Source organism: Pseudomaricurvus sp. ABR4_320 (genome assembly GCF_056159445.1).
This window is the reverse complement of record NZ_JBSWVF010000029.1, coordinates 1-23197: the sequence shown is the minus strand read 5'-3', so window position 1 is coordinate 23197 and position 23197 is coordinate 1. Positions and strand designations below refer to the sequence as shown.

Genomic DNA, 23197 nt, shown 5'->3' with positions numbered 1-23197 from the left:
CATGCGAATTTTTCTCCTCGCCGTTACTTTTTTTGTCTTCGCAGCGGCAACAACATTTACCCTCGCCGATCCTTTACCTTCCTGGAAAGACAACGCAACCAAATCACGCATTGTTGATTTTGTTACTGCCGTGACCAACCCTGCTTCCGATCAGTTTGTACCAGAGTCAGAGCGTATCGCGACCTTTGATAATGACGGAACACTGTGGGCTGAACAGCCACTGTATTTCCAGCTTTTTTTCGCCATTGATCGATTAAAGACGTTGTCAGAAACTGACCCCTCGATTCTCGAATCTAACGTGCTGAAAGCCGCGATCAATGGCGATATGAAAACCGTCGCCGCGTCCGGTAATGAAGGTTTGTTGGAAATTATTAGCCGGTCGCATTCGGGGTTATCGGTGGAGGATTTTATCAGCGAGGTGCAAGACTGGCTGGAAACGGCTAAGCATCCTAAAACGGGTATGGCCTATGACGAGATGATATATCAGCCCATGCTAGAGCTGTTGTCTTATCTGCGAGACAAGGGTTTTACCACCTATATAACCTCGGGTGGCGGCATTCACTTTATTCGCGCGTTTGCGGAAGAGGCTTACAACATCCCGCCGCAACAGGTGATCGGTTCCACTGGCAAAAGCAGCTATAAAATTGTGGATGGTGTACCGGTAATCATGAAAGATCCGGGCATTGCCTTTATTGACGACAAAGCGGGTAAACCTGTGGCAATCGATTCCCGGTTGGGCCGTAAGCCGATCTTTGTCGGTGGCAATTCCGACGGTGATTTTGAAATGCTGGAATGGGCAACGTCGGCAGAAGGACCCAGTTTGGGGTTGATTGTTCATCACACGGACGCCAAACGAGAATTTAAATACGATCGTGATGGTCACATAGGCACGTTAGATAAAGGATTGGATGAAGCGTCTCAACGTGGCTGGCTTATCGTAGATATGGCGAACGATTGGGAGCAGGTATGGCCGTAGATGCTCGTTCGGCGATAGACAGTCTACGGCAGCGTATTGGTGAATCAATCATCGGTCAGGAAGCGGTTATCGAGAGGCTTCTCATTGGCTTGCTGGCCAATGGTAATCTCTTGGTAGAAGGCTTACCGGGGCTCGCCAAAACCCGGGCAATCAAAGCATTGGCCCGCAATATGGAAGCAGACTTCTCCCGCATTCAATTTACGCCTGATCTGTTGCCATCGGATGTTACCGGTACCGAAGTGTATCACCAGGCGGTGGATGGTAATGAATTTCGTTTTGAAGCCGGACCAATCTTTGCCAATCTGGTGCTCGCTGATGAAATCAATCGTGCCCCGGCAAAAGTGCAAGCGGCGTTGTTAGAAGCCATGGAGGAGCGACAGGTTACTGTTGCCGGTAAGAGCCATCGATTGCCGCCACTGTTTATGGTTATGGCAACTCAGAACCCCGTGGAGCAGGAGGGCACCTATCCATTGCCGGAAGCGCAGTTGGATCGCTTTCTCATGCATGTGCTCATTACGTATCCACCGTTGGAAGATGAAATCAAAGTCATCGAGTTGGTGCGTGGCGAAGAGCGTGCGTCGAGCAAAGGGCCATCCGATGCGGCTGAAATCCCGCCGGCAATCCCTCAGGAGGCTGTTTTTACAGCACGTCAGGCGATTGCGGATATTCATGTCTCGGCAGCGATGGCGATCTATATGGCTCAGTTGATTGTCGCGACCCGCGAGCCTGCAAGCTACGGTGACGATTTGCCACGCTGGATTGATATCGGCGCCTCGCCTCGCGGCTCTTTGGCACTGGACAAGTGCAGTCGTACCCACGCTTGGCTGCAGGGTAGGGATTACGTCGATCCGATGGATGTACGGGCTGTCGCCGCCGATGTCTTGCGACATCGGTTAACCCTAACCTTCGAAGCTCAGGGGGAAGGTAAAACCGCAGATAACGTTATCGCAGAATTGCTCTCGCAGGTCGCCTTGCCTTGACGATTCAGCCGCGAGCAAAAATGCGCTTAGGCATGGCCAGCAAGCTTCCCGCTCAGGTTGGGGATCCGCGTGTTGCTGTGTCCATGGCGCAGTTGCGCAGTCTGGAACACAAGGCCAGCAAACTGACATTTTTACCGAGGCAGCCAGCCCATTCTGTATTGAATGGTCGCCATGCTTCGAGACTGCGGGGGCGGGGGTTAAATTTTGAAGAGTTGCGTGGTTACCTGCCGGGCGATGATGTTCGAACCATTGATTGGAAGGTAACCGCGCGCACGGGTGAGCCCCATGTTCGGGTCATGACCGAAGAGCGTGATAGACCGTCACTCATTGTTGTGGATCAGCGTATGTCGATGTTTTTTGGATCTCGACATTTGATGAAGTCGGTGGTCGCAGCCGAGGCCGCCGCACTGGCCGCGTATCGTATTCTTCGCCAGGGGGATCGTATTGGTGGAATCGTCTTTGGCGACCGGCAATTGGCAGAGATTCGCCCACAGCGCAGCCGGGCTGCCCTCGATCGTTTTTTAACGGCAATCTGCGCCGCCAACCAACTCTTGCATGCGGCAGCACCGGCCGTTGCGCCTATGCCTTTAGCGCAGGTATTGCGTGCGGTTAGAAAAATTGCGCCCCGCAATCATTTGATCATCGTGCTCAGTGATTTCGATGTGCTGGATGATGAAACCGAAGCGTTACTGGCCGGGCTGAGTCAGTGCAATGATCTGATTTTGGGATTGATCTCCGATCCTATGGCGCAAGAGCTGCCTGCGGATGTAAAGATGGTGGTTTCCGATGGGCGGTTACAGATTGCTGTCGATACCGGGGATCAGCATCAGCGGCGATCACTGGCAGAACTAGCAGGTAAACGTCTTGCACCTCTGTTTGAATGGCAGAATAAGCACGGATTTTCGCTGTTACCCCTGACAACGGCAGAAGATACTCTGCCGCAGATTGAGCGCTTAATGGGCTTTCACCATGGCGGCTAGTCAAGAAGGCACAACGGAAAATCTGGTCAGCCTCCTGTCTGAGCTACAGGTGCCAGAGCCACCGCCGCCCATCTCCATGATGCCCGAAACGCAAGGGTGGGTGGTACTCGCTGCCATTTTCTTAGCGTTGGTTGCCTGGCGAGGCTTTCGCTATTGGCAGCGCTGGCAGGCGAATGCTTATCGTCGGCAGGCGCTGCGAGATCTGTCTAATCCGTCGGTGGACGCCGCCCTTGTCGCAGAAGTCTTGCGCCGCACTGCGCTGGTGGCGTGGCCTCGACAGCAGGTTGCCGGACTAATTGGCCAAGACTGGATTCACTTTCTCAACCGCACCGGCCCCGCGCAGTTTCAAGGTGAGCTGGCTGAAACCTTACTGCAGGCATCCTATGTCTCTGGTACGCGACTTTGCTCTCAGTCGCTGCACGCCGCTGCCGTTTCTTGGATTCGAGGCCACCGGGCAAGTGAGGAGCCGGGGCGATGATATCCCTTGGCCATCCCTGGTTGCTGGTGTTGCTGCCCTTGCCCGTGTTGATCTATCGATGGGTGCCGCCGCTGCGACAAATCCAGCCAGCCTTGCGCTTCCCTTTCTTTCGACAGATTTCGTTGACCCTCGGCCAAGATCCGAAACCTGGTGTTGTTATTCCCATGACAGCCCGCTGGCATCAATTTGCCTTGGCGATTATGTGGGGGATGCTGGTGTTGGCGCTAGCTCACCCCGAGCGCGTCGGCGCGCCGGTCGAAGTATCCAAGCCCGCTCGGGATCTGATTTTGGCCATCGATATATCTGGCTCAATGGATACTCAGGATTATCCATCAGCCAGCGGGCCGCAGCAGAGATTGCAAGCCGTGCGCGACGTCATCAAAGCATTTGTGAAGGAGCGCGAGGGGGACCGTGTTGCGCTGATCGTGTTTGGCTCCAAGGCCTATCTGCAGGCGCCGTTAACCGAAGACCTACAGACCATTGTCGACTTACTCGATGATACGGAAGTGGGGATGGCTGGCCCTCATACGGCACTGGGTGATGCCATAGGCTTGGCGATTCGAACCTTTGAAAACAGCGACATTGATCAGCGGCTGTTGATCTTACTGTCTGATGGAAGTGATACCGCCAGCCGCATGGATCCGGTGAATGCGGCAGAAATTGCGGCCTCTCGTGACGTTGAAATTTATACCATCGCCGTTGGCGATCCGGATGCCAGCGGCGAAGATCAGCTGGATATCCAAACGCTGCAAGACATTGCTGCCCGAACCGACGGGCGTTATTTTTTTGCTGGTGACAGTGAGAGTCTCGCCGACATCTACGCAGGCATAGACCGTTTAGCGCCGCGCGAAACGGAGTCCACCTCCTTCCGACCTCGACAGACGCTTGTCGTGATTCCGATGAGTGTCGCCGCGCTGGCAGGTGTACTGCTGTTACTGTCAAACATGCCGCGCGGGATACAGCCCCATGTCTAGCGTCGCAATCGCCGTCGACGCGTTTCATTTTCTGCGTCCGTTCTGGTTACTGTTGACGCCGTTTATCCTGGTGTTTTGGTGGTGGTTAAAACAGAGAGGGCGGCACTCAACCTATCAAGAGCAAAATATCTCTGACAGTCTTGCGCCGCACTTACGTGACGCATTAACCGTAGGTAAAGCGAGTGCGCACCGCTGGCATGCCATCGACAGTGTCATGGTTGCTGTGGTCTTGGCATCCATTGGCGCGGCGGGGCCAACCTGGTCACGCATGGCGGATCCTCTGGTGAATCAATCCCCGCCGCTGGTGATGGCGTTGCACATTTCTGATTCTATGGAGGGCACCGACATTGCCCCCAGCCGTCTGGAGCGGGGCAAACAAAAGCTGCGGGACTTGCTGGCCACACGGAGCGGTGACCGCAGTGCATTGGTTGCCTATGCGGGCAGCGCCCATCAAGTTCTGCCCATGACCGAAGATCCGAGTATCGTGCAACCCTACTTAGAAGGACTTACCCTGGATGTTATGCCGAGTTCTGGCAACCGTGCTGATCTGGCTCTGGGTTTATCGTTCGAAATTCTGCAGCAGGAGGCGTCAGATGGCGCCGTGCTGTTGGTGACGGACAGTCTTGAGCGACAGGACGCTGACGGTATCGTCCAGGCGAATATTCCGGTGATTGTGCTGGCGATCTTGCCTGAAGATTCCGTAGACCCAGGGTTATCTGCGTTGCCGCAAAATAACGTGGTTTTCGTCACGCCAGACGATTCAGACATTCGCCGTGTACAGCGTCTTCTCGATCGTTTTTATCAGCAGCATTTACTGGAAGATGGTCGCCAACCTTGGGAAGATCGCGGGCATTGGCTCGCCTGGCCTGCGTTGCTGTTGCTCTTGCTGTGCTTTCGGCGTGGAGTGTCAATACGCGCTTCTGCGCCGACGATGCTCATCATGGTATTGAGTTTCTCACTGCCGAATGACGCCCACGCCGATGTGGCTGATTGGTTTTTTACATCGGATCAACAGGGACAAATTGCGTTTAATCAGAAAAAGTTTGCGCAGGCGGCCGAGTCCTTTCAAGACCCTCTTTGGCGAGGTTATGCCCTGTTTCGGGATGGTCAGTATGAAGCCGCAATCGAAATCTTGCAGCGTGTCGAGAGTGCCGATGCGGCCACCTTGCAGGGCATTGCCAATATGCGTTCCCGACATTATCGAGACGGTTTGAGAGCGTTCGAACTGGCGCAAAAACGAGATCCAAACCGTGTTTCCGCGGCTCAAAATGTTGCAGTGGCGAAACGCATTGTCGAATATATTGAAAACGCTCAAGAGCAATCCGCCACTGAAGACGATACTGAAATGAAGCCGGACGAGCTTGTCTATGATAACGAGGCTCAGAAAGGTCAGGATGTCGAAGTGTCCGAAGAGCAGCTTGCCAGCGAGCAGCCGATCAGCGCCGACCAGTGGATGAGCAGTGTTGATACCGATACCGGTGACTTCTTGCAGCAACGTTTTGCTCTGGAAGCCGCGCGCCAGAGTCGAACAGAGTCTTCAACCGAGCCTTCAGCGAATCCTCCAACGGAGCACTCAGCAAAGTCTTCAGCAAAGCCGTCAACCGAGTCTTCTGTTGAGTCACCGGTTGGAACGCCAACCGGAGCAAAACAATGAGCAGTATGGGCACGCAGTTATCGGTGTTGTCTCCCTTGGTGATAATGCTTTTATCATTCGTTGCCTACGGTCAGGCGGATGCTGAGAGTGAGCCTAAAACAAAGCAGGCTTTGCCCCAGTTACAGGTAACTGTCGAACCTCGGCAGGTGGTTCCCGGTGAATTTGTTACGGTACGCTTGACGGTCGTTGTTCCAACGTTTTTGACTCAGCCACCGAGTTGGCCCGTATGGCATCTGCCGAACATTGTTTCCAGCGCGAAAAGCAGCGGCCCAACATCAACCAGGGTTGAAGGGGAAACCTGGTCAGGTACAGGGCAAGTTTATCGATTTGCGCCGATGGTCCCCGGAAGCGCGCAACTGCCTTTGGAAGATGTTCTGGTTACCTGGAGTGACCCGCTATCGGGAAAGACACGACAGGACACGGTTAAAACACCGACGATTAGTTTTACCGCATCGCTGCCAGCCGGTGCCGAAGACATAAAGCCGTTCCTCGCGGCAGATCAAATCACCTTGACGCAAAAGCTGGAAGGTGAAACAGAATCTATGGCGGTGGGTGGCAGTATTTCACGGGTGGTAACAGCAACGGTGAGTGGTGGTTCTCCGTTAATGATACCGGAGCTGTTTAGCGAGCAAGCTCCTGCGGAGATTTCGGTCTATACCGATGAGCCAGATGTTGAAACCGTTGAGCAGAGGGGAAGTCTGGGCGGAAGTCGCACTGAAAAAATGGTGGTGGTTGCGCAATCTGCCGGCGAGGTGACTCTGCCTGCAATTCGTCTGCGCTGGTATAACCTTCAAACCCAAACTCCGGAAGAGGCGACACTGGAAGCGATACCTCTTCTTATTCATGGGGTGGGGCCAGTCAGTCACCTTGGGCAGAAAACCTTGTGGGTGCAAATACTGTTGTTGCTTATGTTATTCACGGTTGGCGTAACCTATCGCGAGGCTTGCAGGGCGTTTTGCGAAAAACACTATCGCCGGTTGTACCAGCACATGCGGAAGAGTCGACTTTTCAACCGCTATCGAATCTATCGGCTGATTCGTTCTCGCGACTATACCGAGTTAATGACGTTTTTGGTTACAGCCAAAGCGTTATTCGATGTCGATGTGATGAATGATACAGAGGTGAATCAAAGCCTGCTCAAGATTGGCGAAAGTCGATTTTGCGACGGCTCAAAAACCGAAGTGGATTCCGCCTGGAATCATCTGCAAAGGCGGATGACGGATCTATTGAAAACACCGGCTCAGAGAAAGAGCCGCAATCCCTTGCCGCCCTTAAACCCGTCGCGTTCTTAACCGTATTTCGCTACGGTGTCTTCCAGCGCTGCGGTGAACTTATCGAAGAGTTCATCAATCTGCGCTTCGGTAATGATCAAGGGTGGGCAAAGTGCAACAGCGCTGCCGCCGACGGCTCTGACAATCAAGCCATGATGTTCACAACGTTGCGCCCAATACTGAGCCGCCGCAGGGTAGGGGTTAAAGCCTGTGCCGGCTTTAGGGTCGACCAGCTCAACAGCGGCCAGCAAGCCTTTCCCACGAACATCACCCACGAGCGGCTGGTCTTTAAACGCCTGTAATTTGCGTTGCAGATAACTACCCACGTTCGCAGCATGGTCGAACACGCGATCGCGCTGATAGATGTCGAGTACTTTGCTGGCAATGGCCGCGCCAACGGGATGGCCTGTGTAGGTATAGCCGTGACCAAATACGCCGAACTTGGCGGCTTGTTCGGTGATGGCATCAAAGAGGTCACCCTTGATCAAAGCGGCGCTGATTGGGTAATACGCTGACGACAGCTGCTTGGCGCAGGACATTAAATCCGGTGATTGAATGCCCATCGTGGTACTGCCAAAGTCATTGCCTGTACGGCCGAAGGCGGTGATGACTTCATCGGCCCAGAACAGAATATCGTAACGAGCCAGAATGTTTTGAACCGCTTCGTAATAGCCCGCAGGAGGAACGATCACGCCACTGGCACCGGTGATGGGCTCCGCAATAAACGCAGCGATGGTTTCTGGGCCTTCCCGTTGAATCAGGTTTTCCAAATTCAGCAAAATACGGCTTAAAAATTCCCGCTCAGATTCCTCTCCCTGACGTCCGCTCAAGTAGTGGGCGTGGTCAGTTCGCAGAATACCCAACGCATCGGTAGGGTGGTCAAAATGCCACTGATTGGCGGGCAGGCTCGTCAAGCTGCCAGAGCCAATGGTCACGCCGTGATAGGCCCGCTCGCGGGTGATGATTTTCTTTTTCTCAGGTTTGCCTATCGCATTGAAGTAATAGTGCAGCAATTTTATTTGGGTATCGTTGGCATCGGAACCAGAATTGCCGAAGAATACTTTGGCGCTTTTCATCGGCACCATCGCCGTTAAACGCTCTGCCAGCTCTTGCCCCGCGGAGTGGGTTTTCCCGCCGAACATGTGTGAAAAACTGAGGTTGCGCATCTGCTCTTCAGCGGTAGCAATCAATTCCTCGTTGCCGTAGCCGAGAGATGTGCACCAGAGTCCGGCCAGGCCTTCCAGGTATTGGCGGCCATTGGTGTCGTAAACATATACCCCTTCGCCGCGAGTCAGATTTAACTGCTCGCAAGCCTTTGGATTGGTGGTTGGATAGAGAATTGAAGTCATGGGTCATCATCCAGAAATCATTGGATAAAAAGCTCCCACTCATCCGGCTGGTCACAGAAGGGCGACCGGATGAGGGGAGAAAATGTGGAAATTGAACGTTAGTGGACGGCTACTATTTCCCGGCTAGGCACGGAAAGCCGGTAGGCTAGCAAACCAGCCGCAAACCAGGTGAACACGATCACCCACTCTTGAGGCCAGGCCAATGCGCCAGAACTGCCCGGAAAATACAACAGCAATAAGCCCAGAGTGCCGGCGACGCCGACCACACCAATGGCTTTGCCGCAAGGCGCGTAAAACGGGCGCTCCATAGCGGGTTCACTGATACGCAGCTTAACGAAAGACATGGCCACCACCAGATAGGCAACCACAAAGCCGAGACTGCCAGCGTTGGCGATCCACACCAGCAACTGCTTGCCGAAAAATGGGCCGATAACGCCGACGGCGGTGATCAGATAAATTGCATTGACGGGCGTGCGGTGTTTAGGGCTGATTTTGGCGAGGAACGACGGCAGCATGCCGGCCTTAGCCAATGCATATATCGCGCGGCTACCACCGACCAAAAAGCCATTCCAGCTGGTGAGAATCCCAGCCAAGCCGCCGAGCACCAACACTTGTCCGCCCCAGCCACCCCAGGCAAAAGCTGCTGCGTCGACAGCAGGCAGGCTCGCGCTGGTTAATTGGTCGTGATTAAACAACAGCGAAACCGACAGAATCACACCGCAATACCAGATCACGCCGAGAATAATGGCGAGAATAATCAAGCGACCGATTTTTTTCGGCGGCAGGTCAATCTCGGCAGCGGCTTGGGGAATCACATCGAAACCACCCATCATAAACGGCGCCATAACCATAACGACGATCACACTGCCACCAATAGAGCCGACAAACAGTGGGCTTAAATTCTCAACCTCGCCGGATTTCGCCGCACCGGTAAACAGCAATACACCCGCAATAAGAATCACACAGGTTACCGCCGTTTGAAACACCGCAGAGGTTTTCACGCCGCGTACGTTCAAATAGCACATAAGCAGTGAGCCAAGTGCGCCAATCGCCGCGGAACTCAAATACACCTCATTGCCAGCAACCTGCCATAGCAGAACATGATTGAGGTCACCGACGAGATATTCGCTCACCTGGGGTAAAGCCACTGCCTCGAATACAGTAATGGACACGTAACCAAGGATTAAGCCCCAGCTACAGATAAATCCCATAAAGGGACCAAACGCCCGTTGACCATAGTTTTGTGCGCCACCGACTTCCGGCATGGCGGAGGCGAGTTCGGCGTACATAATGCCGACGATTACCAGAACCACCGCGGCGGCGACAAAGCCGCCTACCGCACCCATACTGCCGGCGCTTAAAATCCACTCGCTGACCAGTACCACCCAGCCCCAGCCAATCATGCAACCAAATGCAAGCGCCAGCGATTGGCGCATGGACAGTGAACGTTCGAGCTGGGCACTGTTCGACCCTTTGACGTTACGATTCTCTGATGTCATTTCCTTGTGCCTCTCTGTGGTTGAGCCGCAAGGCGGCTCCTAACGATTGTCACAATGGTAGCCATCAGAATTCAAACTTCAGGGTTGCACCATAAGTTCGGGGTGATCCCACTTGCCCAGAGACCACGCCCGCGCTGCCGGAAGATAGAATCTCGGTAAAATAGAGTTTGTCTTCGGCGTTTTTCACCCAGGCACTCAGCTCCCAGCCCGACAGTGAGCGCAAGCCAGCACGAAAACCTAACAGACCGTAACCATCCTGACTGATGGCTTCGAGATTATCCAGAGAGAAGTAAACATCGTCCTGATAGCTGTAGTCAGATTGCGCAAACGCCGTCAGCCCGCTGGCGATATCGGCCGAATAGCGAACCAGAAGGTTGTAGGTAAATTCTGGCGTATTGGCCGGTTGTGCATCGTCGAATTCCAGCAGGCCGACGGATGCAGATACTTTGGCATCTGTGTAAGCGGCGCCACCGCGAATTTCCAAATTGGGGGTGACCAACCAATCGACTTCAACTTCCGCACCGGTGACCTTGGCCGTGCCCGCATTGAAAATGGTGTAGCGGCCATCGGGCAAATCGGCAAACAATTGCTGGTCGGTGTAGTCGTAATAGAACAGCGCACTGTTAAACCGCAGGCGTGAATCCATCAACGTCGATTTAAAACCGACTTCATAGGCATCGATAAATTCCGGATCGGCAGAGGAGTGATCGCCTTCGGTAGCCGCCCAAAAACCGTTCCAGACACCGGCTTTATAGCCACGACTGTAACTGGCGTAGAGCAAAAGGTCATCGGCCGGGGTGTACTCAATGCCCAACTTGCCTGAGACTTCGGTCGAGGTAATGGTTTCGTCATCCACCAAAATGGGCGAATCGACCGAGAAGAAGGTGACGTCTCCGGTGAAATCATCATCAAGATCAACCACCGTAGTGCCGCCATCAAAACTGATTTCATCGTGGGATACCCGCACTCCGGCAATCAATCGCAATTGGTCGGCCAGTTGGGTTTCTGTGTGGGCGAAGAGGGCGGTGCTGGTGGTATCTTGGTCAAAATCGACCAGTACATCGTGGTTCACCCGGTCGGTATAACCGTAGAGGTCGTGAATCTTCAGTGTGTCCTGATAGTAGATACCACCCACAATCCAGTCGGTGACGCCGGCCAGTGGTTCGGTAGAGATCAGACGAACTTCCTGACTGAATACCTGGGCATCGTTTTCGTAGGTGGTGTCACCAATGCGAAACGGACTGCCGTCGAAATCTTCCTGGGTTTTTTTATCCAAAGTTTCGAAAGCGGTAACCGCGACCAGATCGACCGAGCCGTTCAGGGACCATTGCAGGTGGCTCAAGACACCGAAACTGTCGCTCTCAATCTTCGGCGTCAGGCTGAATTCGCCTTCGCGCGTATCCGTGTAGCTGTCGTAATAGCCAACGCGGTTGACACAGTTGGGGCTGTTAATAAACGACTGGATGCTGTTAGACGAGCGGTCCAGACAGTCGTTGCGATATTGTTGTCCGTTGACGCCCGGCAGTTCTGGCGCGGCACCGGTAGGGTTATCCAGCGCACTGCGGCCGATGCCCACCCAGGGTTCGTTTTCGCTGCGATCACGGCCGCCATGAACATTCACATACCAGTCGGCGTTATCCAGCTCAAACAAAAATCCTGCCCGCAGGGCAAACATATCTGCTGTGCCCACGTCCTGGTTGCGACCGTCCAGTTTGTTGGTGAAGGTGCCTTCCTGTTGAGCAGACCATTTGCCGGATAGACGGGCAGAAACACTCTCGGTCAGGGGGATATTCTGCGCGGCTTCAACATCGTAGCTATCGAAGTTGCCCGCGCCGAACTTGATAAAACCTTCGTTGTTTTGCGCTGGACGCGCCGTTGCAAAGCTGACGGCTCCTGCGGTGGTATTACGACCAAATAAGGTGCCTTGCGGGCCTTTCAGCACTTCGACGCGTTCGACATCAAAGACGGAAAAGCTCATCATGGTGTTGGTCGGTAAAAACAGTTCGTCGACATAGACACCCACCGGCGCAACACTGTTCGACGTAAAAGCAGCGTTGCCAATGCCACGAATGGTGAAGATTGGCGCTGATTTATTGAGAACGTTTTTAACGTTGAGGTTGGGGGTGTGTAGCGCGATGTCGGCGGCTTGATTGACGCCTAGCTGCTCCAGTGAGGAGCTGTCGAACGCGCTAATGGCAATGCCCACGTCCTGAGCACTTTGCTGGCGTTTCTGGGCCGTAACGACCACTTCCTCTAGTGAATAGCTGCTGGTTTGTGCGAAGGCTGTGGCCGCGAGCATTGAATTGGCTGCGATAACCGTTGCACACTGTTGCTTCCATGACTTCCCCATGGTGACTTCCTCTCCCGAAAACGCGTTGAATCGTAAAATACCGGTCAGGCCCTAATGGGCTGACAGGCTGTCACGCCAGTGTTCAATATATTTGTAATAATGTTTGGCTATTCTCTGAGCTGTTGGTGAAATATACTCAAATAAAACCGCCTCTCAAGCGATGAAAATTGGCTCTCCTGGTGAGAAAAATTCACAGGCGTGTATCGGATGCAGGTTTCCGACTTTCGGAGGAGGGCAGGTTAGGATTCCAGGTTAACCCTATCCTGGGTAAGCCAACGCTCGAACAAAGCGACGCGGGCCGGTTTGGCGCTGTCATTGGCCGTCAACAAAAAGTAAGTCGCCTGTTCGCGAATCGGTAAATCAAACAGACGAATCAACTGGCGGGATCTCAAAAAATCCTGCGCTTCAAAGCTGTTTCCGAGGGCGACACCATAGCCCAGAACGGCGGCGTTCAACGCTTGGCTGGTATTGGCAAAATGGATATTGGAGGTCGCCGTTACGTCGCTATCACAATGTGCTTTAAGCCATCGGTTCCAAGGCACTGCTCCGTCGTGAATCAAGGTAAAACCAGCGATTTCATTCGGGTCCACAATGGCTGCGCGTCCACGCATTAATTGCGGGTTAATCAGCGGGTACAGATTGGGCATACCCAATTCCACCAACTGCCGATCACCCGCGATGGGGCGACCGTAGCAAATGGCAAGATCCACATCCGCAGGAATTTTCTGCTGGAAAGGAGCGATCTCCTGCACGCGAATATCCACACTCGGATAGCGCTGATAAAAGGCGCAAATGGATCGCGTTGCCCAGGTTTCGGCAATGGTTTGCGTACAGGCAATCACCATCGGGCCACTGATTTCAGAAATATTGACGTTGCGGGCGCCTTCCAGAATGGTATCCAGCCCTTCCTTAACGCTACGATACAGGCGCACGCCTTCCGGTGTTAATTCCAGTCGATTGTGAGCGCGGTAAAAGAGTTTACAGGCGAGCTGTTTTTCCAGAGCGCGGATCTGATGGCTGACGGCACCGTGGCTCACACCCAAGCGCTCGCCAGCACGTCCAAGGTGCAGACATTCTGCGGCACTTTCAAAAGCTCTTAACGCCGAAAGAGGGAGAGTTCGGCGGTCCATACCGAGTTTCCTTAAACAACAACACGATCAGGGCGCCATAATGACGCCATTGATCGCAGAGGTCGAGTGTCCCTTAGTATGGAATCAGCCGGAATTACAACGGTGATTTATAAAAACATCCCGCCGGAAACCTCGATACGCTGCCCCGTAATCCAGTGAGCTTCATCGCTCAGCAGCAGCGTCATCGCTTGGCCGATGTCTTCGGGTTGTCCGGCTCTGCCCAGTGCGGTTTGTTGTGCGACAAAGTTGTTCAGATCTTTGTTGTCCCGAACTGCGCCGCCGCCAAAGTCGGTTTCAATGGCACCTGGGGCCAGGGTGTTGACAATAATCTGTCGACTGCCCAGCTCTTTCGCCAGATAGCGGGTCATTACCTCGATGCCGCCTTTCATCATCGCGTAAGCGCAGTAACCGGGAAGGCTGAAGCGTGCCAAACCTGAAGAGGTATTTACAATGCGGCCGCCATCTTCGATAACCGAAAGCAGACTTTGTGTCAGAAAGAACGCGCCTTTCAGATGCGTGTTCATCAAGGTATCAAAGTCTTCTTCGCTGGTATCAGCATAGGCCGCGTGAATGCCCATGCCCGCGTTGTTGACCAAATAATTGATGGTATCCCTTTGAAATTGGCTTTGCAGAACCTCTTTTAACGACTGAACAAACTCGGGAATGTGCGCAGTGTTATCCAGACGCAGTGGCAGGGCAACTGCATGCCGGCCTTTGGCGATAACAGCCTTGACGACCTCGTCCGCGGCGGACTGATTGCTGTTGTAAGTGATGATCAGATCAATGCCTTGGTCTGCCAGTGCCAGAGCGCTGCTTTTACCGAGGCCACGGCTACCACCCGTGATTAATGCGAGTTTACTCATTGTGATCTCCTTCCGTATTTGTTGGCGATGGGTGTAATTTACGCGCTCTCAACGGTCGGATAAACGAGCTTAATCTGATATTATTGTTCGTATATAACGAACAAAAGGGGATGTCTCCATGGCCATAGACAAATTTGAGCGCATGCAACGCTTCCTGTTGGTGGCCCAAAGCGGCAGTTTTACCCGGGCAGCGGAAATCCTCGATCTGCCCAAATCCAGTATCTCCAGCGCCATTCAGGGCTTGGAGCAACAGTTGGGCACCCGGCTCTTCCACCGCAGTACCCGTAAAATCACCTTGACTCAAGATGGTGAACACTTTTTACCCCAATGCCAGGCGCTCCTGGGAGAGCTGGAAGCGATAGAAAGTCAGTTCACTGGAGGCGAAAAGTTGCGAGGGGTCCTGCGGATAGATATGCCGAGCCGCTTTGCGTCCACAGTGGTCTTCCCCCACCTGCAGAGTTTTCTCGATCGCTATCCCAATCTCCAACTCAAAATCAGCTGTACCGATACCACCATCGATCCGGTTAAAGAGGGGGTGGACTGCGTTATCCGTGTTGGCGGCTTAAAAGACAGCACCCTGGTCGCGAGACCCCTGGCGCAATACCGGGTACTCAACTGCGCGAGTCCGGCTTATCTGGAGCGCCATGGCGAACCAAAGACACTGGACGACCTCCAACACCATAAACTCATTGACTACACCCAGAGCTTATCGCCGGGCGCGTCCGTGTTTGAATATATGGACGGCAAAACTGAACGCCAGATCGAGATGCCTTGCAGCCTCACCGTTAACAGTACCGATGCGTATATGTCAGCCTGTCTAAATGGACTCGGGATTATCCAGATACCAAAAATTGGTGCTGTCGATGTGCTGGCAAAAGGATTGTTGGTTGGTATTTTAGATGATTTTGAAGCGGCGCCAATGCCGGTAACCATGCTCTATCCATCGCGACGACAATTGCCCAAGCGGGTATCGTTGTTTATGGATTGGTTGCTGGAGTTGGTGAACGGGGGGGATGCTGGTGTTATCTAAAAATCTATTTTTATATTGGTTAAACGCCGAGGTGAAAAGTGGCTTGTACTAGAACATTTTCTACGCTGAGAGTTTTCTCTAAAGATATGTCTCCCGAAGATATCGGAGCTGTTCTCCGCTTACAAGCTACGACTGTCTGGCCCTTGGATCTATCCTCTAAATACCGTTCAAGGCGAGAGTGGAATTCTTGGCTTCTTTGCTCGGAAACACATGTTTCTTCAAATGTGAATGTCGAACATATACAGTGGTTGCTGGACCTGTTGCGAGGAAAAGAAAAAAATCTAGATAGCTTGAGATCTAAGGGATGTAATATAGATATTACAAATTTTTGGGATTCAACTGGACAGGGTGGGCCTTATTTAGATTTGAAAATTATGGCATCACTCGTCCATTTTAAGTTACCTGTATCGTGGGATGTGTACCTAGATAGTGAAGGTGAAACATAATTTATTTCTGCTCATTGCTACAGGTTGATACGCTCCCTTAACAAATAGCGATGCCATCAAATTGAGTTAGCGCGTCAACGAGAACAGCGCTGATTTAAAATGGAGTATTTATGTCATTAGTGATACGAGAGGCAAATCGAGGAGACTCGGGTTTGATTCTCAGATTTATTAAAGAGTTAGCACGCTATGAAAACGCTGAGCACGAAGTCATTGCAACCGAATCGACGATTGAAGCTTCAATCTTCGGTGAGGGCTCAGCGACCAAAGCGCTAATCTGCGAGAAAGACAGTACACCAATCGGCTTTGCTGTGTATTTCTTTAACTACTCGACATGGCTCGGCAAGCATGGACTTTATCTCGAAGATTTATACATTTCTCCGACAGAAAGAGGGAGTGGGGCAGGCAAGGCGTTGTTGAAGCATCTTGCAAAAATCGCCGTGGAGAAAGGGTGTGGGAGGTTTGAATGGAGTGTGCTTGATTGGAATGAACCCGCGATCAATTTTTACAAGTCACTGGGTGCCAAATCGAAAGACGAGTGGATCGGTTACCAGCTGACCGGTGAGGCGTTGACTGCACTTGCTGAATCTTGAAATTAAAAGGGCACTGTGACTTATCCATACCGTCCTTGATGGGATCTTGAAAAAATCTATTTTCTGGAAACTTATTGTAAATAGCGTCATGGTGGCGAGATTAGTGATCGTCGTAATGCCCCCCGATTGCGAATATATAAACAGACTTTTCATCAAATTTATAAATGAGACGATCTTTTTGGGATATTCGCTTTGACCAAAAACCGGACAAATTATGGCGTAGTTGTTCGGGTTTTCCCATGCCTTTAGTTGGATCTTCTCGCAGCATTTCCTTCAAAATTTTACACAGAGCTTTATGTAGTCTTTTGTCTTTCTCGCGGATTGCTTCGTAGGTTTCCCAGGTCCGGCCTTCAAATACCAGTGATCTCATTCATCTCCTCACTGGTTGGGGTGTAGCCCTCTTTGCGCTGATGTGTTTCGATTGATTCAGCTATTTGCTTCATTAAGCTAGAGTTTTGCAGGACATGAAGGGTTTCCTGGTCTCTCTCCCAGTCATCTGCACTTACTATCACAAAAGATTCTCCAGTGCGTCGGGTGACCTTAAGGGGTGTGTGATTGTTAACCACCTGTTCTACAAAGGATTTTAGCTTGTCTCTGAATTGATTTACGCTGACTGTATCCATATTTAATCTCAACCGTACGGTAATTCCGTACAACTATAGCAGTCTAGCCATTGCAGGCGCAACTATGGGGACTAGCATCTTAGGATGGGCCTAGTCCGGAGTGTTTTAGTCCTGATTGGCGTGTGATCACCCAAGTTAATGCTCTGTTGGGTGTTGATGATTCGGTATGAGCAGATTAAATGGTCGAGAAACGTTAGTAGAGCGTTGCAGGGGGCAGCTCTACCTTCAGAGAATTCAAGGCGGTCGCTTCAGCGTGGAATCAACGGGCGCAGCGGATTCGGTAGCAACTGCGGCGTGTGCCGGAGTTCACACACCAATCCTGGGCGAAAATCAGATAAGATACTCTGCGCGTAAGCAAACGCGAAACTTTTAGCAACATCACCATCTGGGGCCGCAACAAATACCGGCTGCAAATTGGATTGGCCGTTGTTGTCCTCACAGTGCACGTGTACCAGATAGAGATTGTTCGCGCCATCCCCAAATTGCGCTAGTGTCTCTAAGGCATCGAGCAGCCCGAACGAACGTAGATGGAAGCTCTTCAGGGCGGCCATCATGTCGTCGAAGCGCTTGTAGGCGAACAGCGGTGTGGCGCATGCCAGTCGCTCGTCCAGCGGCGCTTGTGGCACATTGGCTTGATCTCGCAGTGCCTCGCGATGGGCACAGATAAAGAGCCGTAATCCTTCGAGCGTAGTAAGACGCGAAGCGTGCACGTGATGAGTTCTCTCGGTGATGTTGTTTCAGATGAGGTCTATTAAGTATGTTGCTGAACTGAAGGCTGTCAAGGTAACGGCGATGCGCAAAAATGCTTTCCAGGAATGTGGCCCAGAGTTTGGCATCGGATGTTACTGTGGGATGATTTAGATGCTCGCTGACGTGTCAGAAAACACTTCCGGTCTGGGTGTCCGGGCGTTGGTTACGCTCATCGAATTCGAAGGTATCTTAGTCTTGAGTGGCAGCAGCTATGGCGATCAGACGGCATTTTTTTAATATCTAAAAAAGTGCTCGATTCAACGCAAGCACCTCTCATGTTTCTTCTTCAATACATTAAGGAGTAATGAATATAGGCCCTGAACGCAGGGTGATGTTGCCTGATGCAGTATACGTTTCGTCGTAGCAGTTAGTAGATGCTGTAAAGGGAACATTAATTGTCCCTAGTGATGCTTTCAATGTAAAGCTAGCAACACCGCTTCCTCCTTCGGCTATCGCTGGAATTGACACGCTCGAAGTCCCGTTAATGCCTGCGACAGAGCCACGTGTAACGGTTACCTCGCAACTGTCGACGCCACCAATATTGTTTACATCTACATTTACTGTAAACCGTGAAGGTGATATTACTCTGACAGTCTTGTTTGGTATCTGCAGGCTGGGAGGGGCCACAGCATCAAAGTTCTCTTCCGTGGCCAGTGCAAATCGTTCACTTGACGTACCATCGAAACTGGCTGACCACGAATACACTTTCACTACAGCATCCATAGTAGAAGATGCTGCAACCTGATGTACGTTGTCATTTCCATCGAGATCGCTATCCTGCGAGCTATTACTGCCCTCGGCGTATAATCGAAGATTCAAATCACTTAAAGTAAATGCGTTTCCAGAAGGACCCGAAACAAAATTTGCGCGACGTTGCCAGACTAATGTTGCTTTTTCATCAGGGTACATTCTTCCCTTAAAAAGTTTATAGTCATTGGCAATATTATTGTTGTTTCTGGGGACAACAGAATCGACAAAATAGTCCCCGCGGTTGAAATAGGATTCAGACATATCGATGTAACCCCAGCCATAGCTTTTGTCCCAATGCGAACCATACACTCGGCCATCGTCACTTGTTGTGCTCGTGTCATTACTATCCCATGCATCAGCAGTATTGATCAGTACGGCCTTTTGCGCCATTGGGATATAATTTCCCCCGTCTTCCATCAGAATAACTGCACCCGCAACGTGCGGTGCGGCCATACTGGTTCCTGAACCAGGGAGAAAATCATCTCGAGAAGACCAATCGCTATTGGTTGATATGATAGAGGTTCCGGGAGCTGTTATATCGGGCTTTTTGCGATTTAAAAGCGTTGGTCCGACGCTGGAAGTCCAGTTTCGGATGTCATCGTTACGGTACACTGTATTTTGATCATCCATATTTGCAACGGCCATTAAGTTATAGGCTGTTGCTGGATGAGTGATGGTAGGAGACGTGTCGCTCCAATACTGATTCCCTGCCGATTTCGTTATCATGGTATTGTAATGGTGAACAAAGGCGTCATAAAAGGCGTCGCTTGAAGAATAGTCAGTATCGTTAGCGACACCATGTCTCCAACTATAATTGACGACCTCTGGCACCTGGCAGGGCCCGGAAATCATCCAGTGCAGGTTTAACATCGTTGTAGATTGATCTCCAGCATTAGCCCAGATGACTGCGTCGGTTCCATAAGCAGTTCCTCTATAAGTTGTGTCGTTGCTCAATACTACTCCTGAAACAACAGTGCCATGTTTAGTTATAACCGAAGCCCCAGGTTGCTTACAGAAGTTAAAATTAGCACTCGTAAAAGCTGGATGATCTTCCTGCACACCGTCATCGACGATACCAAAATCGTAGGGGTCTCCATCAAAATTAGCGCTGTGCCAGGGATAATAACCCGCCGATGGCACGCTAATATCCAATTCTGGCTGCCCGGGATGATCATATTCGATGTGCAAGACATCTTCATAATCGGCCAATTGTTGTAGCATCTCGGTATCAATCGAAGCACTAACAGCGTTTGCTAAAGATACATATTTACGTACTTCCCCACCGACAGACTTGACGAGCGCTGTGATCTCGTCCAGCTTTTTGCCGCTTGCAGCTTCGATGACTTTTGCTTTTTCCTTGCGTTTCTTGTCTAGCATTTCATCTAATTCAATTTTTTTAGACTTTGCGAGTGATTTGTCGTCGGCAGACATCGTCGCATTCTTAGATTGCATAAATTCAATTTCATCTTCTTCTGGCAGGGAATCAGTAGGCCTGTATTTGTTTTCAATCACCTTCAACTGTTCAGATGTTTCTTTTAAAATTGGTTTGTATCGCTCGTCGATCATATTTAACTGATCACTTGGGTCTTCACCTTTATAATAAATAATGACGTTTATTTTTTGCGACTTTTTAGCTAATTCTAAAAGCTTAACGTCATACTTGATGCCTTTACCATCTGTAAAAGTATTTGTGAGGTTGTATAGCTTTCCATCTTCTCCTTGATGTTCATCAGCCTGAGTTTCAGCGATAAAGCCAGTTGAAGAGAGTACGCATGCGGCTAAGATCGACTTGCTGAAGGTTTTATCCATTCCTTTTCTCCACCAATTGATAGTTATAAATTAACGTTTCGCAATTAAGTTCAATTCAATAAAGCTGTTGGTCAGTAGGATAGGTATTTATGAAATGATGAGTATTTTATGATTATTGATTCTATAAATTTGTTAAAAACTATGTGTTTTAAATGGGAATATTTGGTAGTTTAAATTTAAATGGATTTGTATTCTAATGACGCGGATTAAACCGGTCGCTAAAAACAGCAGCGGGCCTATCCCCAAAAGCGAATTTAAGTGGGAAAACATTCAGAAGAAAATTGCCAAGAATCCCTTTGTCATCAACACCCAGAGTACTCACAAGCTGTTAGCGGTGATCTACCTCGCATCACAGATCCTGGTACAAGAGGCAGACAAGTGTCAGTTAGACAAGCTGGTCGAAGGCTTCAACATGCTCGAGCCCATCAAAGCGACCATCATCACACCCGCGCTGGATGTGGAAGGCAGCTTTGCCGAGCAGGGCATGCCCGCCATCATCCTGACCAACTACCTGAGCGAACACGACATTATTGTTGAGAAATGCGGCCTCTATTCCTTCTTTATTATGTTCACCATCGGTATTGCAAAAGGCCGTTGGAAGACTCTGGTCACTGAATTTCAGCAGTTTAAAGGCTGTTGCGACACAAACAGCCATTGTTGAATGCATGCCAGCCTTTGTCGCGAAAAACCCCAGCTATGAAGACTATGGCCTAAGAGACCTTTGTACCCAAATACACGATGTCTATGCCTAGTATGAAGTCGCACGACTCACCACGGAAATGTACCTGAGCGATTTAACGCCAGCCATGCGACCCGCCGACGCTTGGGCGAAAATGGCCCATCGGGATATCGAGCGTGTGGCGATTGATGAGTTTGAGGGGCGAGTTACCGCTATTCTGGTCACTCCGTATCCACCGGGCATCCCGCTGCTAATTCCTGGAGAGCGCTTTAACCACGCCATTGTGGATTATCTACGTTTAGCACAGTTCCCCGGCTTTGAAACCGACATTCACGGCTTGGTAAAAGAGAAGAGGGATGGCAAGAGCTACTATGCGATTGATTGTGTGAGGGAGTAGCTCCCTGAAGAAAAATAATGATCGATAGTGGTGCGGTAGTTGTTATAGTTGCCGCATCGAAGAATTGACCTAATTGAAAACACTTTCTTGAAAGCTTGCTGGCATCAGGGTAGCTAAAAGCCTCTTTTTGGCGCATGATACCTCTATTTTGTTGTTCCCTTCCTTTTGTATTCCTACCGCTTTAACCTCAAAGTCAAAACTATTTGAAAATCTGATTCCTATATTTCGGCTCCTATCCGATCGAGGATAAAAGACTAAAATTGTCTGATTGATAATTTATGTGCCAAATGTTTAAAAATTTCCTTTTTAATTCCATAGAATTTTAATGGATATTGATTTTGGAGTAGGTTTTTGAAGATACTCAAATAAATCAGATTCTTATTGGATTTGATGGGAAAATAGTAGGCAAAGTGAGTGAGATATATGGGCATGCCCGGTATATCAGATAAAGTGGGCTACTCGGTTGCAATCTTCAGAAATATATTTGAATTTCAATGATTTAACGCTTTAGCAGATGGACAAAACGAGCTTGCCTCGTAACAAAATGTTAGCCGTAAAGAGAGATCGAAGCATTGAGCGAGGTATTTGAAAATAATTCTGATTTTGGCAAATGGCTTGAATCAAACTACTGGTTCCAAGATGGCTACTTATTAGATTACAAAGTCGAGGAGTCTAAAAGTGCTATTTACTTGAAGATTGCTTACCAAATTGAAGGCACTTATGAAGCTAATACCGAGAGAACTCTAAGAGTATTCTCCGTAAGAGCAGAGGGAGTAAATAGTAATACGGCTTTAGAAGAAGGAGAATGGTCTAAAGATCACTGCATGGAAGGCCTAGATCTTAAGGATAGTCGCTTTATTTTATTTACTCTTGATGTTCCTAAACCTATTGAGATCGAGTGCCGCAGCGTAACCATTAATCAAGAGCCAAACAAGATAGAGATTGTTGAGCCGTGGCTAAGCGAAACAGAGATCTTTATCTCTGTCCAGGCAGATAACCTGCCTACTCCGGAAGAATGGCTGCAATGGTTTAGTGAGCAGGGACATTGCTTAGGATGGCGGTATTACTCCGGAGAGCTGAAAGACGTATCAGCTATTCCACGGCAGGAATATGATGGGTGGTATTTGCAGGCAGTGGACATGATACAACAAACGAGTCAGGGCTTATTTTTTAGACATTGCAAGGACAATGGCAATTCCTTTGATGTTTCATTCCAGAGAACCGAGTTGTCTGATGATGTTTGGTCTTCCTTGAAGCAAGTGATATTAAGGTTTAAAAATATCGAAATTCGCTCAGGAAACTGCAAGTTTAATAACGAGCAATGGGGGCGCCGTGTCGTCGGCTAACAAGGCGCTGCTGTCGGACAAATTTTCCGCTGCGCTCTAAATTTGCCGCAGAGCGCGGCGTTAGTGCGACAAGCGAAGCTTGTCATCTACTTGCAGGGTGAAAGTCCCTGTCGGGCAAGGCTTAGCCAGCCACCCGTATCAAGTCTTGCGCGATGTGCGGAGTCTTAAATGAGGAATATTTGAGAGGCAGGAAGCACGGACGAACAAGCATTGTGAAGCGTAGACAGAGAATTATGCAGGCCATAGGGGATGCCGTGTCCCTGAAGTGTTGGT

Annotated in this window: 22 protein-coding genes and 1 pseudogene; 14 read left to right on the top strand and 9 right to left on the bottom strand. The window is 50.5% G+C overall.

Annotated features, from left to right (window positions below):
- The first annotated feature begins 1 nt into the window (after position 1).
- Genes ACXAFR_RS26125 through ACXAFR_RS26095 form a run of 7 tightly spaced genes read left to right on the top strand, consistent with a single transcriptional unit; the run spans position 2 to position 7334 of the window.
- Entirely contained in the window at positions 2–976 is a 975-nt protein-coding gene (locus ACXAFR_RS26125) for an HAD family hydrolase (RefSeq protein ID WP_475182819.1), read from the top strand.
- Entirely contained in the window at positions 967–1956 is a 990-nt protein-coding gene (locus tag ACXAFR_RS26120) for an AAA family ATPase (RefSeq protein WP_475182815.1), read from the top strand. Before ACXAFR_RS26125 ends, ACXAFR_RS26120 begins: the two co-directional genes overlap by 10 nt.
- Positions 1953–2936: a DUF58 domain-containing protein gene (locus ACXAFR_RS26115; protein ID WP_475182814.1), complete on the top strand. Its 984-nt coding sequence runs from the start codon at positions 1953–1955 to the stop codon at positions 2934–2936. Before ACXAFR_RS26120 ends, ACXAFR_RS26115 begins: the two co-directional genes overlap by 4 nt.
- Positions 2926–3414 carry a DUF4381 domain-containing protein gene (locus ACXAFR_RS26110; protein ID WP_475182811.1) on the top strand — a complete coding sequence of 163 codons (489 nt, stop codon included), beginning with the start codon at positions 2926–2928 and terminating at the stop codon, positions 3412–3414. The genes ACXAFR_RS26115 and ACXAFR_RS26110 overlap by 11 nt, the downstream gene beginning before the upstream one ends.
- Positions 3411–4388 carry a VWA domain-containing protein gene (locus ACXAFR_RS26105; protein ID WP_475182809.1) on the top strand — a complete coding sequence of 326 codons (978 nt, stop codon included), beginning with the start codon at positions 3411–3413 and terminating at the stop codon, positions 4386–4388. Before ACXAFR_RS26110 ends, ACXAFR_RS26105 begins: the two co-directional genes overlap by 4 nt.
- Positions 4381–6042: a VWA domain-containing protein gene (locus tag ACXAFR_RS26100; protein ID WP_475182807.1), complete on the top strand. Its 1662-nt coding sequence runs from the start codon at positions 4381–4383 to the stop codon at positions 6040–6042. Before ACXAFR_RS26105 ends, ACXAFR_RS26100 begins: the two co-directional genes overlap by 8 nt.
- A complete protein-coding gene (locus tag ACXAFR_RS26095; protein WP_475182805.1) occupies positions 6039–7334 on the top strand; it encodes a hypothetical protein in 1296 nt (431 codons plus the stop codon). Before ACXAFR_RS26100 ends, ACXAFR_RS26095 begins: the two co-directional genes overlap by 4 nt.
- Here ACXAFR_RS26095 and ACXAFR_RS26090 read toward each other — a convergent pair.
- The 5 genes from ACXAFR_RS26090 to ACXAFR_RS26070 all read right to left on the bottom strand — a co-directional run bounded on the left by ACXAFR_RS26090 (position 7331) and on the right by ACXAFR_RS26070 (position 14504).
- Entirely contained in the window at positions 7331–8662 is a 1332-nt protein-coding gene (locus tag ACXAFR_RS26090) for an aminotransferase (protein WP_475182803.1), read from the bottom strand. The two genes, ACXAFR_RS26095 and ACXAFR_RS26090, sit on opposite strands and share 4 nt — an antisense overlap.
- A gap of 98 nt (positions 8663–8760) precedes the next feature.
- Positions 8761–10161 carry an APC family permease gene (locus tag ACXAFR_RS26085; protein ID WP_475182801.1) on the bottom strand — a complete coding sequence of 467 codons (1401 nt, stop codon included), beginning with the start codon at positions 10159–10161 and terminating at the stop codon, positions 8761–8763.
- 64 nt (positions 10162–10225) lie between these two features.
- Positions 10226–12511 (bottom strand): TonB-dependent receptor, encoded by a 2286-nt coding sequence (locus tag ACXAFR_RS26080; protein ID WP_475182799.1) that lies wholly within the window; start codon positions 12509–12511, stop codon positions 10226–10228.
- Between the two features lie 239 nt (positions 12512–12750).
- A complete protein-coding gene (locus ACXAFR_RS26075) occupies positions 12751–13641 on the bottom strand; it encodes a LysR substrate-binding domain-containing protein (RefSeq protein WP_475182796.1) in 891 nt (296 codons plus the stop codon).
- A gap of 107 nt (positions 13642–13748) precedes the next feature.
- Positions 13749–14504 carry an SDR family NAD(P)-dependent oxidoreductase gene (locus ACXAFR_RS26070; RefSeq protein ID WP_475182793.1) on the bottom strand — a complete coding sequence of 252 codons (756 nt, stop codon included), beginning with the start codon at positions 14502–14504 and terminating at the stop codon, positions 13749–13751.
- A 118-nt stretch (positions 14505–14622) separates the two neighbouring features.
- On the opposite strand from ACXAFR_RS26070, the gene ACXAFR_RS26065 reads away from it, so the two are divergent.
- The 3 genes from ACXAFR_RS26065 (at position 14623) to ACXAFR_RS26055 (ending at position 16570) form a co-directional block, all read left to right on the top strand.
- Positions 14623–15534 carry a LysR family transcriptional regulator gene (locus ACXAFR_RS26065; RefSeq protein WP_475182790.1) on the top strand — a complete coding sequence of 304 codons (912 nt, stop codon included), beginning with the start codon at positions 14623–14625 and terminating at the stop codon, positions 15532–15534.
- Between the two features lie 86 nt (positions 15535–15620).
- Positions 15621–15980, top strand: coding sequence for a DUF4279 domain-containing protein (locus ACXAFR_RS26060; RefSeq protein WP_475182787.1), 360 nt, complete (start codon positions 15621–15623; stop codon positions 15978–15980).
- Between the two features lie 110 nt (positions 15981–16090).
- The gene (locus ACXAFR_RS26055; RefSeq protein WP_475182785.1) at positions 16091–16570 is read left to right on the top strand and encodes an N-acetyltransferase family protein; all 480 of its coding nucleotides are present in this window, start codon (positions 16091–16093) and stop codon (positions 16568–16570) included.
- Between the two features lie 100 nt (positions 16571–16670).
- On the opposite strand, the gene ACXAFR_RS26050 is transcribed toward ACXAFR_RS26055, so the two are convergent.
- The 3 genes from ACXAFR_RS26050 to ACXAFR_RS26040 all read right to left on the bottom strand — a co-directional run bounded on the left by ACXAFR_RS26050 (position 16671) and on the right by ACXAFR_RS26040 (position 17903).
- Positions 16671–16940, bottom strand: coding sequence for a Txe/YoeB family addiction module toxin (locus ACXAFR_RS26050; RefSeq protein WP_475182782.1), 270 nt, complete (start codon positions 16938–16940; stop codon positions 16671–16673).
- Positions 16921–17193 carry a type II toxin-antitoxin system Phd/YefM family antitoxin gene (locus ACXAFR_RS26045; protein ID WP_475182779.1) on the bottom strand — a complete coding sequence of 91 codons (273 nt, stop codon included), beginning with the start codon at positions 17191–17193 and terminating at the stop codon, positions 16921–16923. Before ACXAFR_RS26045 ends, ACXAFR_RS26050 begins: the two co-directional genes overlap by 20 nt.
- A gap of 248 nt (positions 17194–17441) precedes the next feature.
- Complete coding sequence (locus tag ACXAFR_RS26040) at positions 17442–17903, bottom strand: hypothetical protein (RefSeq protein WP_475182777.1); 462 nt, start codon at positions 17901–17903, stop codon at positions 17442–17444.
- A 151-nt stretch (positions 17904–18054) separates the two neighbouring features.
- On the opposite strand from ACXAFR_RS26040, the gene ACXAFR_RS26035 reads away from it, so the two are divergent.
- Entirely contained in the window at positions 18055–18180 is a 126-nt protein-coding gene (locus tag ACXAFR_RS26035) for a hypothetical protein (protein WP_475182775.1), read from the top strand.
- Positions 18181–18237: 57 nt separating this feature from the next.
- Here ACXAFR_RS26035 and ACXAFR_RS26030 read toward each other — a convergent pair whose 3' ends face one another.
- On the bottom strand, positions 18238–20502 hold the full coding sequence (locus ACXAFR_RS26030; protein WP_475182772.1) for a S8 family peptidase: 2265 nt from the start codon (positions 20500–20502) through the stop codon (positions 18238–18240).
- Positions 20503–20698: 196 nt separating this feature from the next.
- Here ACXAFR_RS26030 and ACXAFR_RS26025 point away from each other — a divergent pair, with 196 nt between their 5' ends.
- From ACXAFR_RS26025 to ACXAFR_RS26015, 3 genes and pseudogenes are all read left to right on the top strand, one after another.
- Entirely contained in the window at positions 20699–21163 is a 465-nt protein-coding gene (locus ACXAFR_RS26025; protein ID WP_475182771.1) for a hypothetical protein, read from the top strand.
- A gap of 4 nt (positions 21164–21167) precedes the next feature.
- Positions 21168–21578 (top strand): annotated as a pseudogene (locus tag ACXAFR_RS26020) (Orn/Lys/Arg family decarboxylase).
- Between the two features lie 572 nt (positions 21579–22150).
- Complete coding sequence (locus ACXAFR_RS26015) at positions 22151–22924, top strand: hypothetical protein (RefSeq protein ID WP_475182768.1); 774 nt, start codon at positions 22151–22153, stop codon at positions 22922–22924.
- The last annotated feature ends 273 nt before the right edge of the window (positions 22925–23197 follow it).